The following is a 14,943-nucleotide window of genomic DNA, read 5'->3' on the forward strand; positions in this document are numbered from 1 at the left end:
GCACGGCCGCCCCGCCGCACGGCCGCCCCGCCGCACGGCCGCCCCGCCGCACGGCCGCCCCGCCGCACGGCCGCCCCGCCGCACGGCCGCCCCGCCGCACGGCCGCCCCGCCGCACGGCCGCCCCGCGGCGCAGGCGCCCCGCCGCCCCGCGGCACAGTCCTGCTCCGTCGCGCAGTGCTGCCGCGCCGCACGGTCCTGCCCCGCCGCACAGCCCCGCCCCACCACCCGCCACCCCGCCCAACCGCCGAGATGCGCACCAGCGCTGGATGTGGATCTCCCCCGAACCCTGACGCGCATCTCGGCGGGGGTGATCCGGGTACGGACGGTTGTTCGCGATCGGGACCGGCGTGGTGCGAACGACCGCGGGGGAGCGGGTCGCCGGCGCAGGATCGGCGGATGCGGGAGCTGCCGGAGGTGTTTCGCGGCTCGGCTGCCGTGGCGGCCGGGCTGGTCACCCCGGGACGCCTGCGGGGCAAGGACTTCCGCCGGTTGCTGCCTGACGTCCACGCCCGCGCCGACGTCCCTGCGGATCTGCGGCTGCGGTCGCTCGCTGCGTCGGTGTGGGCGGGGCCGGGCGCGGTGCTGTGCGGGTACTCCGCGGCGGAGCTGCTCGGCCGGTCCTGCGCGCCCCGTGGCGCCCCGGCCGAGGTGATCGGCACCGGCTCGGGGGTCCGATCCCGGCCCGGCGTGCGGGTGCGCCGCGACCGGCTGCACCCGGGGGAGATCGACCGGATCGGCGGGGTCCGGATCACCAGCCGGATGCGCACCGCGTTCGACCTGGCCCGGTGGCTGGAACCGACCGAGGGCGTCGTCGCGGTGGACGCGCTCGCCCGCGGCGAGTTCGCGCCGGACCTGCTGCTGAACTTCGCGGCGCGCTACCGGGGGCTGCGTGGCGTGCGGCGCGTCGCCGACGTCCTGAGCTGGGCCGATGCCCGGTCCGGGTCCCCACCGGAGACCCGGCTCCGGCTGATCCTGGTGCGCGCCGACCTGCCCCGGCCGGTCCCGCAGTTCGCGGTGCTCGACGACGAACGGCGCCGGGCCGTCTGGCTCGATCTCGCGTACCCGGCGCACCGGCTGGGCGTCGAGTACGACGGCGGGGACCACTTCGCCACCCCGGAACGCGCCCGGGCCGACGCGGCGCGGCAGACCCGCCTCGCCGCCGCAGGTTGGCGGGTGCTGCGCTACACCGCCGACGACATGCGCCGGACCCCGCACCGGATCGTCGACGAGGTCCGCGGGGCACTGCGCCGAGATGCGCACCATCGCGAATTGTCGATCACCCCCGGACCCTGACGCGCATCTCGGCGGGGGAGCTCCGACCGTGGTCGGAGGCGGGGATCCGTCCGGGCTCCGATGAGGTGCGGGGGTGTGGCGGGGCAGGGTCGTACACATGGGAACGACGCGGCGCAGTCCGGGTGGGGGGCCGCGGTCCGCCACGATCGGGTACCGAGCATCATGGCTGGTCATGGAGGGTCGTGGCGGGCGTGCGGGGCGCCCGGGTACGTCGGCCGCGGCGGAGCGGCCCACGGTGGTCGAGCGGTTCGTGACACTGTGCCGGCGCAATCCGGTCGTCGTCGACGCCGTGCTCGCCGCGCTGCTGCTGTACGTCGCGGTCACCTGGACCCTGGAGGGCAAGGTCCCGCGGGCCGAGCAGACGCACGCCCTGGTGGTGGCGGTGCTGATCGCGATGCCGGTGGTGCTCCGCCGGACCCATCCGATCCCGGCGGCCGTCGCCGCCGCCGTCATCGCGGCGGTCGCGCAGCTGTTCTTCCCCGGCGTCGGTGCGGCGATCCTGCTGCCGGCGCTCGTCATGGGCTACTCGGCGATCGCCTACGGCCCGCGCTGGGCCGGCTCCGCGGCCTTCGTGCTGATCTTCGTCGGCGCGGTGATCCAGCCGTCGATCACCCTGCTGACCAGCACCGTCGATCCGCCGGGGCCGTGGGCGCTGCCGCTGGTGTACGGCCTCCCGCTGCTGATCGCGCTGCTGGTGTGGCTGTTCGGCTCGCTGCGCCGGGCCGCCGTCCGGCGGACCGAGCAGCTGCGTGAGCGCGCCCGGCTGCTCGAGGACAGCCGCCGCCAGGAGGTCCGGATCGAGCTGCTCGCCGAGCGCTCCCGGATCTCGCGGGAGGTGCACGACGTCGTCGCGCACTCGCTGTCCGGCATCATCGCCCAGGCCGACGGCGGGCAGTTCGCCGCGCAGCGCGACCCGCAGAAGGCGGTCGACGTGCTGGCCGGCATCGCCACCACCGGCCGGGAGGCGCTCGCCGACGTCCGCGGGCTGCTGGAGATGCTGCGCGACTCCGGGGTGGACGACGGGGCCGACGACGAGGCGGGCCGCCCGCAGCCCGGCACCGACGACATCGCCGCGCTCGTCGAGCAGGTCCGCTCCGGCGGGCTGCCGGTCGGGCTCACCGTCACCGGGACGCCGCGCCCGGTCGGCGGCGGCAGCGGACTGACCGCGTACCGGGTGGTGCAGGAGGCGCTGACCAATGTGCTCAAGCACGCCGGGCCGGCCACCCCGACCCGGGTCGGTCTGGAATGGACCGACGACGAGCTGACCGTCCGGGTCCGCGACGAGGGGGCGCGCGGCCCGGTCCCGCGGCCGCCGCGCGGCGGGCACGGCCTGGTCGGCATGCGTGAACGGGCCGCCCTGCACGGCGGATCCGTCGAGACCGGCCCGCACCCGGACGGCGGCTGGGCCGTCCGGCTGCGGCTGCCGCTGAGAGGAGAACGGTGACCGCTGTCCGTCTGATGCTGGTCGACGACCAGGAGCTGGTCCGGGCCGGTTTCGCGATGGTGCTCGACTCGTGCGACGACCTGTCCGTCGTCGCCCAGGCCGGTGACGGCGAGGCCGCGCTGGCCGAGCTGGACCGCACCGAGGTCGACGTCGTGCTCATGGACGTCCGGATGCCGAGACTGGACGGCATCGAGGCCACCCGGCGGGCGGTCGCCGCGCATCCCGGGCTGAAGGTGATGGTGCTGACGACGTTCGATCTCGACGAGTCGGTGATCGCCGCCATCGGCGCCGGGGCCAGCGGGTTCCTGCTCAAGGACGTGCGACCGCAGGAGCTGATCGAGGCCGTCCGGACCGTGTACCGGGGCGACTCGGTCGTCGATCCGGTCTCCACCCGGCGGCTGCTGCGGGCCACCGCGCCGCTGCTGTCCGCGCCGGAGCCCGCCGCGGCGCAACCGGACGCGCAGGCCGCGCTGGCCGGGCTGACCCCGCGCGAGCACGAGGTGCTCGGCCTGGTCGGGCAGGGCATGAGCAACGCCGAGATCCAGGCCGAGCTGGTCGTCTCCGAGGCGACCGTGAAGACCCACATCGGGCACCTGCTGGCGAAGACGCAGTCCCGGGACCGGGTACAGCTGGTGGCGCTGGCCTTCCGCGCCGGGCTCGTCCGATGAGCGCGCCGGGCGGCGTCACGCAGCAGACCCGGATCCGCGCGCTGGACGCGATCCGCGGTCTCGCCCTGTGCGGCATCCTCCTGGTCAACATCCCGCCGCTGGCCGACATGCCGATCCCGGCCCGCGACGGCTGGCAGGGCGGCACCGAGCAGTGGTTCGCGCTGCTCGTCCAGCAGCGGTTCTTCCCGATCTTCTCGTTCCTGTTCGGACTCGGCTTCGCGATCTTCCTGCAGCGCGCCGCGACCCGCACCGACCGGCCCCGGCTGGTGCTGCTGCGCCGGCTCGTCGCGCTGGGCGTGCTCGGCGCGCTGCACCAGCTGCTGCACCCGGGGGAGGCGCTGCTGCCGTACGCGATCGTCGGGATCGTCGTGCTGCTCCCCGCGTCCTGGCTGCCCCGGGCCGTGGTGCTGGCCGGCGGGATCGTCGCGACCGGGCTCGCCGTGTTCGTCGCGCACGGCGGTCTGCTGCTGGTCCCCGGCATGTTCCTGCTCGGCCTGGCCGCGGCGGGCTACGGCGTCCCGGAACGGCTGGAGCGTCCCGGGCGCGGCGTCGGGATCGTCTGCGCGGCGGCGGTCGCCGCCTCGGTGCCGCTGCTCGTCCTGCAGGCCGGCTCGATCGAGACCAGCGGGTTCGACCACCTGTCCCCGGCGGCCGGGCTGGTCCTCGCGGTGGCGTACGTGACCGGGCTCGCCCTGCTGCTGCGCACCCCGGCCGGGCCCGCGCTCTCCGCGGTGCTCGAACCGCTCGGCCGGATGGCGCTGACGAACTACCTGGCCGCCACGCTGCTGGTGCTCGCGCTCGCCCCGGCGATCGGCCTGACCGGCTCCGAGCGCTACCCGCTGGTGCTCCCGCTCGCCGGGGCGATCCTGCTGGTGCAGGTGCTGTTCAGCCGGTGGTGGCTGGGCCGCTTCGGCTACGGCCCGGTGGAGTGGCTCTGGCGGACGGTCTCCTGGTGGCGGCCGGTCCCGCTGCGCCGCTCCGCGGCCTGATCCGGACCGCGCCCCGCGCCGACCCGCACGACGATCTTGCCCCGGGCCCGGCCGGACCCGAGATGCTCGATCGCGGCGCCGGCGTCGTCGAGCCCGACGGTCCGGTCGAGCACCGGGGTGAGCTCGCCGGCCTCGACCAGCTCCCGCAGGTGCCCCAGGTCGGTGCTGTTCTCCGAGGCCACCAGCACGACGAGCCGCTGCCGCAGCAGCGGGGACAGCGCCGCCGCGCGCAGCAGCCGCCCGTAGCCGCCGGTGATCCGGGCGTCCGGCCGCTCGCCGCCGATCAGCACCGCGGTGCCGCGCGGGGTGAGCAGCCGGCGCAGCCGGGTGACCGGCGGGTTGCCGCCGATGTCGAGCACGACGTCCCAGCGGCGGCCCAGCCGGTGCACGTCGGTGGTGCTGCGGTCGATCACCTCGGTCGCGCCCAGCCCGCGGACGAGATCCACCGATCCGGTGCGGCACACCGCCGTCACCGAGGCGCCCGCGGCCCGGGCGACCTGCACCGCGAACGTCCCGACCCCGCCGGAGGCGCCCAGCACCAGCACCGACGCGCCCGGCGTGACCCGCCCCGCGGTGTGCACCGCCTGCCAGGCGGTCTGCCCGGACACCCCGATCGCGGCGGCCGTCTCCGGGGCGAGCCCGGCCGGGGCGGGCGCGAGCCGGTCCGCCGGTGCGACGGCGTACTCGGCGAGGCTGCCCTTCGGCGCCGTGCCGAACACCGCGTCGCCCGCGGCGAACCCGCTCACCCCGGACCCGACGGCGACGACCTCGCCGGCGAGATCGCGGCCGGGCACCGGGATGCGCGGCGCCCGCAGCCCGACGGCGGGCCGCACCGCGAGCGGCAGCCCGGCCATCAGGTGCCAGGTCCCGCGGTCCAGCGCGGCGGCCGCGACCCGGACCAGCACCTCGCCCGGTCCCGGCTCGGGCACCGGCAGCTCCGCCACCCGCCACACCCCGGTCGTGCCGTACCGCTCCTGCACCACAGCGCGCATCGCCAGCTCCTGTACTAAGTACGAAAACGTACGTTGTACGGTACGGGTACCAGGGCAGCGACCACAAGGGGGACGTCGATGGCGCGGCAGCAGCTGAGCCGCGAGCGGGTACTCGCCGCGGCCACCGAGCTGGCCGACCGGGAGGGGATCGCGGCGCTCACCATCCGGGCCGTCGCGAACCGGCTCGGCAGCGCGCCGATGGCCGTCTACCACCACGTCGCCGGCAAGGACGAGATCCTCGACGGCCTGGTCGACGCCGTCTTCGCCGAGTTCGACGTGCCGGTGCCGGGCCGGCCGTGGCGGCCCGAGCTGGCCCGGCGCAGCCACTCCGCGCGGGCCGCGCTGGCCCGCCACCCCTGGGCGACGCCGCTGCTCGAGAGCCGCCGCCGGCCCGGCCCGGCCACCCTCGCCCAGCACGACGCGGTGCTCGGCACGCTGCTCTCCGACGGGTTCGACGTGACCGCCGCCGGGCACGCGTTCGCCCTGATCGACGCCTTCGTCTACGGGTTCGCGCTGCAGGAGGCCACGATCCCGTTCACCCCGGACGCCATCGAGGACGGCGCACGGGAGATCGTCGCCACCCTCCCGGACGGCGGCTACCCGCACCTGGCGCGCTTCGTCGCCGAGCGGATCGGCCCCGGCTACGCCTTCGGCGACGAGTTCGACGTGTGCCTGGAGCTGGTGCTCGACGGCATCGGCACGCTCAGAGCTGCAGCACCAGGTGCGCCACGCTGAAGTAGATGACCAGCCCGGTGGCGTCCACCAGGGTGGTCACCGCCGGCGCCGACACCACCGCCGGGTCGATCCCGATCCGCCGCGCCACCAGCGGCATCGTCGCCCCGATCGTCGCCGCCCAGGCACAGATCACCACCAGCGAGATGCCGACCACCAGCGCGATCGACGCGCCGACCAGCGCCGTCCCGATCAGCAGCCCGGCCAGCGCCAGCATGGTGCCCAGCGCGGCCCCGACCCGGGCCTCCCGCCACATCACGGCCAGCACGTCGGACGGGCGGACCTCGCCGACCGCCAGCGCGCGCACGCTCGCCGTCGCCGCCTGCGCGCCGGCGTTCCCGCCGGTGCCGATCAGCAGCGGCACGAACAGCGCCAGCGCGGTGACCTGGGCCAGGGTGGCCTCGAAGTACTGCAGGACGTTCACCGTCAGGGTCGCCGCGACCAGCAGCAGGAGCAGCCACACCACCCGGGAGCGGGCCAGGCCCAGCACGCCCGCGGTCATGTAGTGGCCCTGCCACGGCTCGGCGCCGGACTGGCGGGCCACGTCCTCGGACTCGGCGCGCTCCAGCTCCTCCACCGCGTCGTCGATGGTGAGCAGCCCGAGCAGCCGGCGCTCGGCGTCGACCACCGGCAGCGCGATCCCGTCCGAGTCGCCGAGCAGGCGGGCCGCATCCTCGCCGGTGTCGGTCGCGCGGACCCAGTCGATGTCGGTCTCGACGAGCTCGGCCAGCGGCGTCTCCGGCGGGCTCAGCACCAGCTCGCGCAGGCCGACCGTGCCCTCCAGCCGCCGGCCCGGGCCGACCACCGGCAGGGTGTACACGGTCTCGGCCTCCCGGCCGGTGCGGCGCACCCGGGCCAGCGCGTCGGCGACGGTGCCGCCGGCGTGCAGGCTGACCACCTCGGGCGTCATGAGCCGCCCGACCGAACCCGCCGGGTAGCCCAGCAGCGCCGCGGTCGCCCGGCGCCGGTCCGGGGTCAGCCCGGCCAGCACCCGGTGCGCGACCGACGCCGGCATCTCGCCGAGCAGCCGGGCGCGGTCGTCCGGGTCGAGGCCCTCGACCAGCTCGAGCACCGTGTGGCCGCGGCCGTCGGCGGGCTCGCCCGCGGTGCCCTCGCGCATCCCGTCCAGCACCCGCTGGGCGCTGACCGCGTCCAGCTCCTCGAACACGGCGGCGGCGGTGTCCTTGTCCAGCAGCCGGAACAGCACCCCGGCGTCGGTCTCGTCGCAGCGCGCCAGCACCTCGGCCAGGTCGCGTGCGCTCAGGTCGCAGGCCCGGGCCGCGACGCCGACCAGATCGCCGTCGTGCAGGGCGCCGGTGAGCAGATCGGTGAGGTGGTCGGGATGTTCCGGGACCGCACCCCGGGGGGCCTGCTCGGCCTGCGTGCGCGTCGTGGTCGTCGCGTCCATGTCCACCTCCCTGTTCCGGCGGCGGGCCGGGACGCGCGGGAACCGCGCGCAGGAACCGGCCCGGAGGATTGCGTACGGAAACGGTCGTACGCGTCACCCCAGCGTCTCGCACCCGGGTCGGGCGCCGCTCAGCGGGGTGTTCGACGGACCGGCACCGGGCGGGCGTCGATCACGCTGCGCGGGCCCGCCGTCGCGGTCACCGACTCGACCCGGAAACCGGTGTCCGCCAGCAGTTCCGCGTACTCGGTGCGGGTCCGCTCGCGGCCGCCGGTGCCGACCAGCATGTGCAGGTCGTAGAGCGCGGGCCCGGGATCGCCCGGCCCGTCGTCGGGCAGCACCTGCTCGACGACCAGCACCCGGGCGTCCGGGCCGGTCGCGGTCCGCACGGTGCGCAGCAGGGCGCGGCACTCGTCGTCGGTCCAGTCGTGCAGGACGAACGAGAGCAGGTACACCTCCGCGCCGCCGGGTACCGCCTCGAAGAAGTCGCCCATCATCACGTCGCAGCGGTCCGCGAGGCCGGCCGCGGCCAGCTCGGCGTGCGCCCGCTGCGCCACCTGCGGGAGGTCCACCAGGATCCCGCGGCAGGCCGGGCGGGCGGCCAGCACGTGCCGCAGCAGCGCACCCGTCCCGCCGCCGAGATCGACCACGGTGCTGCCGTCCGGGACGTCGTAGGCCGCGACGAACCGGGCGCCCGCGTCGTCGATCAGCCCGCGCTGGGTGACGTCGTAGAGCGCGCCCAGCTCGGGGCGCCGGGCGAGATGGTCGAACAGCGGCCGGCCGTTCACCCGGCTGCACGCCTGCTCGCCGGTGCGGACCGACGCGGTCAGGTCGTCCCACAGCGGCCGCCACAACCGGGAGGTGAGCAGCGCCCTGGCGTGCGCGCCGCCGGGTGCGTCGCGGCGCAGCGCCGCGCCGAGCGGGGTGGCCGACCAGCGGTCGTCCGGTCCGCGGGTGCACAGGCCGAGGGTGGCGAGCGCGCGCAGCAGCCGGTCCAGGGCCGGCGGGTGCGCGCCGGTCGCCTCGGCCAGCTCCGCGGTGCCCGCCGGGCCCCGGGCGAGGACGTCGGCGACGCCCAGCTCCGCGGCGGCGCAGATCGTGTCCGTCGTCCAGTGCGCCTGGACCATGCCGACCAGCTCGGTGGCGGGGGAGGGGATGTCCATCCCGGGAGTGTCCCCGGTCACACCGGTGGGCGCCGCCGGTGCCGCGGTCAGAACCCGGGATGGTCGCGCAGGTTCACCTGGTCGCAGGTCAGCGCGAACGCGTCGACCTCGGCCGGGGTGGGCGGCTCGGCCCGGGCGGCGAACTCGGCCAGCCCGCGGAAGTAGCGCTCCCGCGGCGCGCCGGGCACGAACAGGATCAGGAACCGGGCATCGGAGTCCGGCCCGGTGCGGAACGCATGCACCCCGCCGGTCGGGACGTGCACCAGGTCGCCGGGCCCGGCCTCGGTCCGGTCCGTCCCGGTCATGATGCGCAGGCGCCCGTCGAGCACGTAGAAGCTCTCGGTGAAGCCGGAGTGGTAGTGCGGCATCGCGCCCGGCGAGTCCGGCGGGATCCAGGACTCGAACAGCCCGAAGCCGCCGCCGACGGCGCCACCGGGTGCGGCGAACCGGGTCCACGACCCGGTCCGCGAGGTCACGGCCCGCTCGGTGTCCGCGACCGGACGCCACACCGCCGACGGCTCGGGGAAGCTCACGTCCACCGACGGTAGTCGCCCGGTGACCGGACGTCCTGCCGCGGCGGCCGGTCGATCCGGACCGGTCCCGCGGCCGAACGCCGGGGGAGCGAGGGACGGTCCGCCCGCCGTCGGTATCGTCGGGGGCCCGGGCGGAGCGGATCCGCCGCGGTCCCCGTCGAGGAGCGAGGTGAGGTCGTTGCGCGCCTTCGCCTCACTGTTGCTGCTGGCCCTGGCGCTGCTGGTCTGCGCGGGCCCGGCCGCCGCCGGGCCGCCGCCCGGGCACACCGCCGCGCTCGGCGCCGCCGACTGCCCGTACCACCCGCCCTCGACGCTGCACGCCGGCGACTCCGAGCAGGTCCCGCGGCGCGGCGACGACGGGCCACCGGTCCCGGACGTCGCACCGGCCACCGTCGCCGTCGCGCTCGCCCCGGCCGTGCCGCCGGACACCGTCGCGCCGGCACCGCCGGAACGCACGCTGCGCACACCCTCACCGGTCGAACACCTCTGCGTCGACCGGAACTGACCCGCGGGAGCCCGGTCCGTCCCGTCCCCGATCCCGTGACCCGGCACCCCGCCGGCCCCCGTGGAGGCACCCTCCCGATGACCCGCAACGTCACGATCTCCCTCGCCGTCGTCGGCGCGTTCGCGCTGGTACTGGCCGCCCTGCTGTTCGCAGGCCGCCCCGACGCCCCGGACACCGCCCCGGGCGGCGCCGTCGCCGCCGACACCCTCGCCCCGGCCGAGGCGCCGCGGCTCAACGACAACCCGGACGCAGCCGTCACGATGGTCGAGTTCCTCGACTTCGAGTGCCCGTCCTGCGCCCAGATCCAGCCGGTGATGAGCCAGCTCGTCGACCAGTACGGCGACCGCGTCGAGTTCGTCGTCCGCTACTTCCCGCTGCCCCACCACAGCAACGCCGAGCCGGCCGCCGTCGCCGCCGAGGCCGCGCACCGGCAGGGCAGCTTCGTCCCGATGTACGAGCGGGTGTTCCAGACCCAGGCCGAGTGGGCCGGCTCGCCGGACGCCGCGGGCATCTTCCGCGGCTACGCCGAGCAGCTCGGCCTCGACATGGCCGCCTACGACGCGGCCGTCGCCGACCCGGCCACCCTGGCCGCCGTGCAGGAGGCCGAGCAGGCCGGCCTGGCGGCCGGCGTGCAGAGCACCCCGACGTTCTTCGTCAACGGCGAGCAGCTGAACCCGGAGTCCGTGCAGGACATCACCGACGCCCTGGACGCGGCGGTGAACCCGTGACCGCCGCCGCCCCGACCGAGGAGTTCGCCCGCGTGCCCGCCGAGCCCGTCCCCGCGGTCCCCGGACCGCTGCCGCGGCTGCTGCCCTGGCTGCTGATCGTCGGCGGCGGGCTCGGCCTGCTGGCCGCGTTCACGCTGACCGTCGAGCGGATCGCGCTGCTCCAGGACCCGACCTACCAGCCCTCGTGCAGCATCAACCCGGTGCTGTCCTGCGGGTCGGTGATGACCACCGAGCAGGCCGCGTTCTTCGGGTTCCCGAACCCGCTGCTCGGGATCGGCGCGTTCGCCGTCGTCGTCACCACCGGGGTGGCGCTGCTCGCCGGCGCCCGCTTCCCGACCTGGTACTGGGCCGGGCTGACCGCCGGCTCGGCGGCCGGGGTCGTGTTCGTGCACTACCTGATCTTCCAGAGCCTCTACCGGATCGGCGCGCTCTGCCCGTACTGCATGGTCGTGTGGGCCGTGACGATCCCGATCTTCTGGTACGTCGCGCTCGCCACGCTGGACCGCAGCGGCGGTGCCCGGGGGCTCTACGCCGGACTGCGCCAGTACCACGCGGTGCCGGTGGTGCTCTGGTTCGTGGCGATCATCGGGCTGGCCCTGCAGCGGTTCTGGGACTACTGGTCGACCCTGATCTGAGCTCGGCGCTGCCCGGGCACCCGCCCGGTGCGGGGGCCGCAGGGTCTCCGCACCGGCGGGGCGGGTGGGGAGCCGCCCCGCTCAGCGCGCTGTGCTGCCTGCTCGCTCGGCGCGCTGTGCAGTCTGCTCGCTCAGCGCTCGGTGTCACTGCGGGACTCGGTCCGCGGGGTCTCCCGGCCGGCGCCCGCCTCGGGGAGCTCCTTGGGCGGCGTCGCGTCGTCCCCGTCCTTCTCGTCCTTGGCGTTCAGCTCGGTCTTGAGGATCCGGCTGGACCGCCCCACCGAGCGGGCCAGGTCCGGCAGCTTCTTCGCGCCGAACAGCAGCACGACCACGAGCAGGATGATCAGCAGCTGGGTCGGTCCGGGAGGGGTCATCTCTCACTCCTTGTCCGCCGGGCGGATGCCCAGCACGTGACGCAGGTACAGCGACCGCGTCGCGGCCGCACACAACAGGAACGGCGGGACCACCGCCAGCAGCAGCGGCCACACCGCGGCGGGCGGCGCGGCCATCCCGAACAACGGGGCGACCGGGGTGAAGGGTAACGCGACGCCCGTCACCACCACTGCGGCCACCGTCACCACCACCGCGCGGGCCGGCCGTCCGGCCCGGGTGCGCAGCAGGAGCAGCACCAGTACCTGCGAGAGCACGCCCTCGACGAACCAGACGGCCTGGAACACCGCCTGCTCCTCCGGGGTGTCCAGGCCGAGATGGCGCCACACCGCCCAGAACGTCAGCAGGTCGAACGCCGAGCACAGCGGCCCGAACACGACCATGAACCGCAGCATCCCGCGGGTGTCCCAGCCCCGGGGCCGGGCCGTCCAGCCCGGCTCCACCCGGTCGAACGGCAGCGCCAGCGCGGCCACGCTGAACAGCACGCTCTGCAGCACCAGCTGGGCGGGCAGCAACGGCAGGAACGGCAGCACCGCCGAGGCGACCACCACCGACAGCGCGTTGCCGACGTTGAGCGCCGCGGTCACCGTCAGGTAGCGGGTCGCCCGCCCCAGCGTGCGCCTGCCCTCCTCGACGGCGGTCACCACGACGTCCGGGCCGCGATCGGTGAGCACGATGTCCGCGGCCGCCCGCGCCGCCGGGACCGCGCCGTCGACGCCGATCCCGACGTCGGCCGCGCGCAGCGCACCGACGTCGTTGACGCCGTCGCCGAGGAAGCCCACGGTGTGCCCGCGCGCCTGCAGCGCGGTGACCACCCGCTCCTTCTGCAACGGGCCGAGCCGGGCGAACACCGTCGTCCGCCCGACGGCGCGGGCCAGCGCGACGTCGTTCATCGCGTCCAGCGCCGGCCCGTCCAGCACCCCGTCGACGTCGATGCCGGCCCGCTCGCAGACCTGCTCGGCGACGGCGGTGTCGTCGCCGGTCAGCACCTTCACCGCGACGCCCTGGGCGCGGAACCGGGCGACCGCCGTGGCCGCCGACGCGCGCACCGGATCGACCATCCCGACGAAGCCGAGCAGCACCAGGTCCCGCTCGGGCTCCGGGTCGTGCGCCGGGGCCCGCCGGGTCGCGACCGCCACCACCCGCATGCCACGGGCGCGGTGGGCGCCGGCGGCGTCCGCGGCCGCGGTCCGCAGCGGGCCGGTCAGCTCGATCTCCGTGCCGTCGCGCACCGCGTGCGTGCAGCGCGGGAGCACGGTGTCCGGGTCGCCGCGCACCACCACCAGCTCGCCCGGCGCGTGCGCGTCGCGCAGCACCACGGTCGCGCGCCGGCGGGCGTGGTCGAAGGGCAGCTCGGCGACCCGGGTGAGCAGACCCCCGGCCAGCAGCGTCGAACCGTCCCGGCCGGCGCAGGCGAGCGCGTCGTCGGTGCCGTCCCGGGGGACCCCCTGGAACCGGACGGCGATCGCGGCGGCGTCGCCGGGCGCCGGATCGGGGCGGCCGTCCAGATCGACCGAGTGCGTGAACACGACCCGGTCCTCGGTGAGCGTCCCGGTCTTGTCCAGGCAGGCGACGTCGATCGCGCCGAGATCGTGGATGCCCTCCGGCCGGGTGACCAGCACGCCCGCGTCGCGCAGCCGGGCGGTGCCGCGCAGCAGCGTCGTCCCGACGATCACCGGCAGCAGCTCCGGCGCCAGGCCGACGGTCACCGCGACCGCGAACAGCAGCGCCTGCTGGGCGTCCCCGGAGACCGTCCCGTTGATCAGCAGCACCAGCGGCGCCGCGACCAGCATGCACCGCACCAGCGTCCAGCTCACCGACCGCACGCCGCGGTCCACCGCCGACTCCGGGCGCGGCCGGTGCGCCCGCCCGGCCAGCTGCTCGGCGTGCGTGCGGGCCCCGGTCGCCAGCACGACGGCGGTGGCCGCGCCCCGGGTGACGGTGCTGCCGGCGAGCAGCAGCGAGCCGAGCGCGGTGACCGGCCGCCGGTCGTCGGCGGGCCGGTGCCGGGCCCGCCGCGGTCCGGGGCCGGTGCGGTCCGACGGCGGCGCCTTCGGCACCGGCAGCAGCTCCCCGGACAGCGACGACTGGTCGACGAGCAGCTCGTCGGCCCGCAGCAGCCGCAGGTCCGCCGGCACCGGATCGCCGGCGTGCAGCAGCACCACGTCGCCGGGCACCAGGTCCTCCGGCGGGACCTCGCTCTCCCGCGGCGCCGAGCCCGCAGCCGGCCGCCGCCGCACGGTGACCGTGGTGCCGACCCGGGCCCGCAGCACCCGGGCCGCGCGGCCGGTGCGGATCTCGTTCCACAGCCGCAGCCCGATGCCGAGCGCGGCGAGCAGCAGCACCAGCGCGGCGCTCGCCGCACCGTCGGCGACGGCGAGCAGCGCGCCCAGCACCACCATCAGACCGGCGAACGGGCTCGCGACGGCCCGCCGGACCCAGGTCCCCGCCGACGGGCTGCGCCCGGCCGCCGGGACGTTCTCGCCGTACTCGGCCGACCGCACCGCGGCGGCCTCCTCGGTGAGCCCGCGCCGGGACGTGTCGAGGCCGCGGAGCAGGGCGAACGCGTCGGCCACCGCCGCGTCGCGCAGCTCGGTCTCGCCGGGGGTGACCGGTGGCCCGGGCGGTGCGGGACCGGTGGGGGGCGAGCCGCCGGAGATCCGGCGGCCGGTCCGGTCCATCGCGCTCCTCGGGTCCCCGGCTCCACGCCCGGAACCGCTTGGGTAGGGTAACAGTTGCGTAGATAGCGCAACTGTCGCAACTGTCGGGGGTGTGGTGGACGAGCCGGAGCTGCTCGATCCCGAGCTGCTGGCCGATGCGGCCGCGGCGTTCGGGATCCTCAGTGCGACGTCCCGGCTGCAGATCGTCTGGCTGCTCGCGGCCGGCCCGCGCGACGTCGGGACCCTGGCCACCGCGCTCGGCCAGCCGGTCGCCGCGGTCTCCCAGCACCTGGCCAAGCTCAAGCTCGCCGGCCTGGTCCGGGCCCGGCGGGAGGGCCGCCACCAGATCTACGTGATCGACGATCCGGCCGTCGTCGAGGTGGTCCGTGCGGTCGTCAACGCCCGGACGGCACGCCGCTCCGGGCCGCTGGGCGAGCGGGGCACGGCGTGACGCCGCCCCGCCCGCCCCGGCCCGAGTCGCCGACCACCCCGGTGCCGCCGCGCCGCCCGGGCGCAGGTCCGCCACCGTCCCCCGGCGCAGGTCCGACACCGTCCCCCGGCGCAGGTCCGACACCGTCCCCCGGCGCAGCTGCGCCGCCGTCCCCCGGCCGCGCGCGCCCCGCCGGATCGGCTGCCGCAGGCCCGGCGGGATCGGGCGCCGCAGATCCCGTGGGACCCGGTGCCACGCGCCCCGCGGGATCGGGTGCCACGCGCTCCGCGGGACCCGGCCCCGCACGCCCCGCGGGATCGGGCGCCACGGGACCGGCGGGATCCGGCGCTGCGCGCCCCGCGGGACCCGGCGCCG

The 14,943-nt window shown here is 76.5% G+C and carries 15 protein-coding genes; 9 read left to right on the top strand and 6 right to left on the bottom strand.

Annotation, left to right across the window (positions count from 1 at the left end; translation table 11 throughout):
- Window positions 1-397 precede the first annotated feature (397 nt).
- The 4 genes from ABD160_RS27145 (at window position 398) to ABD160_RS27160 (ending at window position 4,395) form a co-directional block, all read left to right on the top strand.
- Window positions 398-1,294, top strand: a complete 897-nt coding sequence (locus tag ABD160_RS27145; RefSeq protein ID WP_344027487.1) for a DUF559 domain-containing protein — start codon at window positions 398-400, stop codon at window positions 1,292-1,294.
- 235 nt (window positions 1,295-1,529) lie between these two features.
- Window positions 1,530-2,738: a sensor histidine kinase gene (locus ABD160_RS27150; RefSeq protein ID WP_344027489.1), complete on the top strand. Its 1,209-nt coding sequence runs from the start codon at window positions 1,530-1,532 to the stop codon at window positions 2,736-2,738.
- Window positions 2,739-2,752: 14 nt separating this feature from the next.
- Window positions 2,753-3,406, top strand: a complete 654-nt coding sequence (locus ABD160_RS27155; RefSeq protein ID WP_344027516.1) for a response regulator transcription factor — start codon at window positions 2,753-2,755, stop codon at window positions 3,404-3,406.
- Window positions 3,403-4,395 (top strand): DUF418 domain-containing protein, encoded by a 993-nt coding sequence (locus ABD160_RS27160; protein WP_344027491.1) that lies wholly within the window; start codon window positions 3,403-3,405, stop codon window positions 4,393-4,395. The genes ABD160_RS27155 and ABD160_RS27160 overlap by 4 nt, the downstream gene beginning before the upstream one ends.
- On the opposite strand, the gene ABD160_RS27165 is transcribed toward ABD160_RS27160, so the two are convergent.
- Window positions 4,320-5,387 carry an NAD(P)-dependent alcohol dehydrogenase gene (locus ABD160_RS27165; protein WP_344027493.1) on the bottom strand — a complete coding sequence of 356 codons (1,068 nt, stop codon included), beginning with the start codon at window positions 5,385-5,387 and terminating at the stop codon, window positions 4,320-4,322. The genes ABD160_RS27160 and ABD160_RS27165 overlap by 76 nt on opposite strands.
- 78 nt (window positions 5,388-5,465) lie before the next feature.
- On the opposite strand from ABD160_RS27165, the gene ABD160_RS27170 reads away from it, so the two are divergent.
- Entirely contained in the window at window positions 5,466-6,122 is a 657-nt protein-coding gene (locus tag ABD160_RS27170; RefSeq protein ID WP_344027495.1) for a TetR/AcrR family transcriptional regulator, read from the top strand.
- Here the strand turns inward: ABD160_RS27170 and mgtE are convergent.
- From mgtE to ABD160_RS27185, 3 genes are all read right to left on the bottom strand, one after another.
- Window positions 6,091-7,527, bottom strand: a complete 1,437-nt coding sequence (gene mgtE, locus ABD160_RS27175) for a magnesium transporter (RefSeq protein WP_344027497.1) — start codon at window positions 7,525-7,527, stop codon at window positions 6,091-6,093. The genes ABD160_RS27170 and mgtE overlap by 32 nt on opposite strands.
- Window positions 7,528-7,655: 128 nt before the next feature.
- Window positions 7,656-8,687: a methyltransferase gene (locus tag ABD160_RS27180; RefSeq protein ID WP_344027499.1), complete on the bottom strand. Its 1,032-nt coding sequence runs from the start codon at window positions 8,685-8,687 to the stop codon at window positions 7,656-7,658.
- A gap of 47 nt (window positions 8,688-8,734) precedes the next feature.
- Window positions 8,735-9,220, bottom strand: a complete 486-nt coding sequence (locus tag ABD160_RS27185; RefSeq protein ID WP_344027501.1) for a cupin domain-containing protein — start codon at window positions 9,218-9,220, stop codon at window positions 8,735-8,737.
- 169 nt (window positions 9,221-9,389) lie between these two features.
- Here ABD160_RS27185 and ABD160_RS27190 point away from each other — a divergent pair, with 169 nt between their 5' ends.
- From ABD160_RS27190 to ABD160_RS27200, 3 genes are all read left to right on the top strand, one after another.
- Entirely contained in the window at window positions 9,390-9,725 is a 336-nt protein-coding gene (locus ABD160_RS27190) for a hypothetical protein (protein ID WP_344027503.1), read from the top strand.
- 77 nt (window positions 9,726-9,802) lie between these two features.
- Window positions 9,803-10,453 (top strand): DsbA family protein, encoded by a 651-nt coding sequence (locus ABD160_RS27195; RefSeq protein ID WP_344027505.1) that lies wholly within the window; start codon window positions 9,803-9,805, stop codon window positions 10,451-10,453.
- Window positions 10,450-11,088, top strand: a complete 639-nt coding sequence (locus ABD160_RS27200; RefSeq protein WP_344027507.1) for a vitamin K epoxide reductase family protein — start codon at window positions 10,450-10,452, stop codon at window positions 11,086-11,088. Before ABD160_RS27195 ends, ABD160_RS27200 begins: the two co-directional genes overlap by 4 nt.
- A gap of 131 nt (window positions 11,089-11,219) precedes the next feature.
- Here ABD160_RS27200 and tatA read toward each other — a convergent pair whose 3' ends face one another.
- Together tatA and mgtA are read right to left on the bottom strand one after the other, a co-directional pair.
- Complete coding sequence (gene tatA / locus ABD160_RS27205; RefSeq protein ID WP_344027509.1) at window positions 11,220-11,462, bottom strand: twin-arginine translocase TatA/TatE family subunit; 243 nt, start codon at window positions 11,460-11,462, stop codon at window positions 11,220-11,222.
- A 3-nt stretch (window positions 11,463-11,465) separates the two neighbouring features.
- Window positions 11,466-14,159, bottom strand: a complete 2,694-nt coding sequence (gene mgtA / locus ABD160_RS27210) for a magnesium-translocating P-type ATPase (RefSeq protein WP_344027511.1) — start codon at window positions 14,157-14,159, stop codon at window positions 11,466-11,468.
- 91 nt (window positions 14,160-14,250) lie between these two features.
- Between mgtA and ABD160_RS27215 the strand changes: the two genes are divergently transcribed.
- On the top strand, window positions 14,251-14,589 hold the full coding sequence (locus tag ABD160_RS27215) for an ArsR/SmtB family transcription factor (RefSeq protein WP_344027514.1): 339 nt from the start codon (window positions 14,251-14,253) through the stop codon (window positions 14,587-14,589).
- Window positions 14,590-14,943: the final 354 nt, after the last annotated feature.

It is taken from the genome of Pseudonocardia kongjuensis (genome assembly GCF_039526905.1).
GTDB lineage: Bacteria > Actinomycetota > Actinomycetes > Mycobacteriales > Pseudonocardiaceae > Pseudonocardia > Pseudonocardia kongjuensis.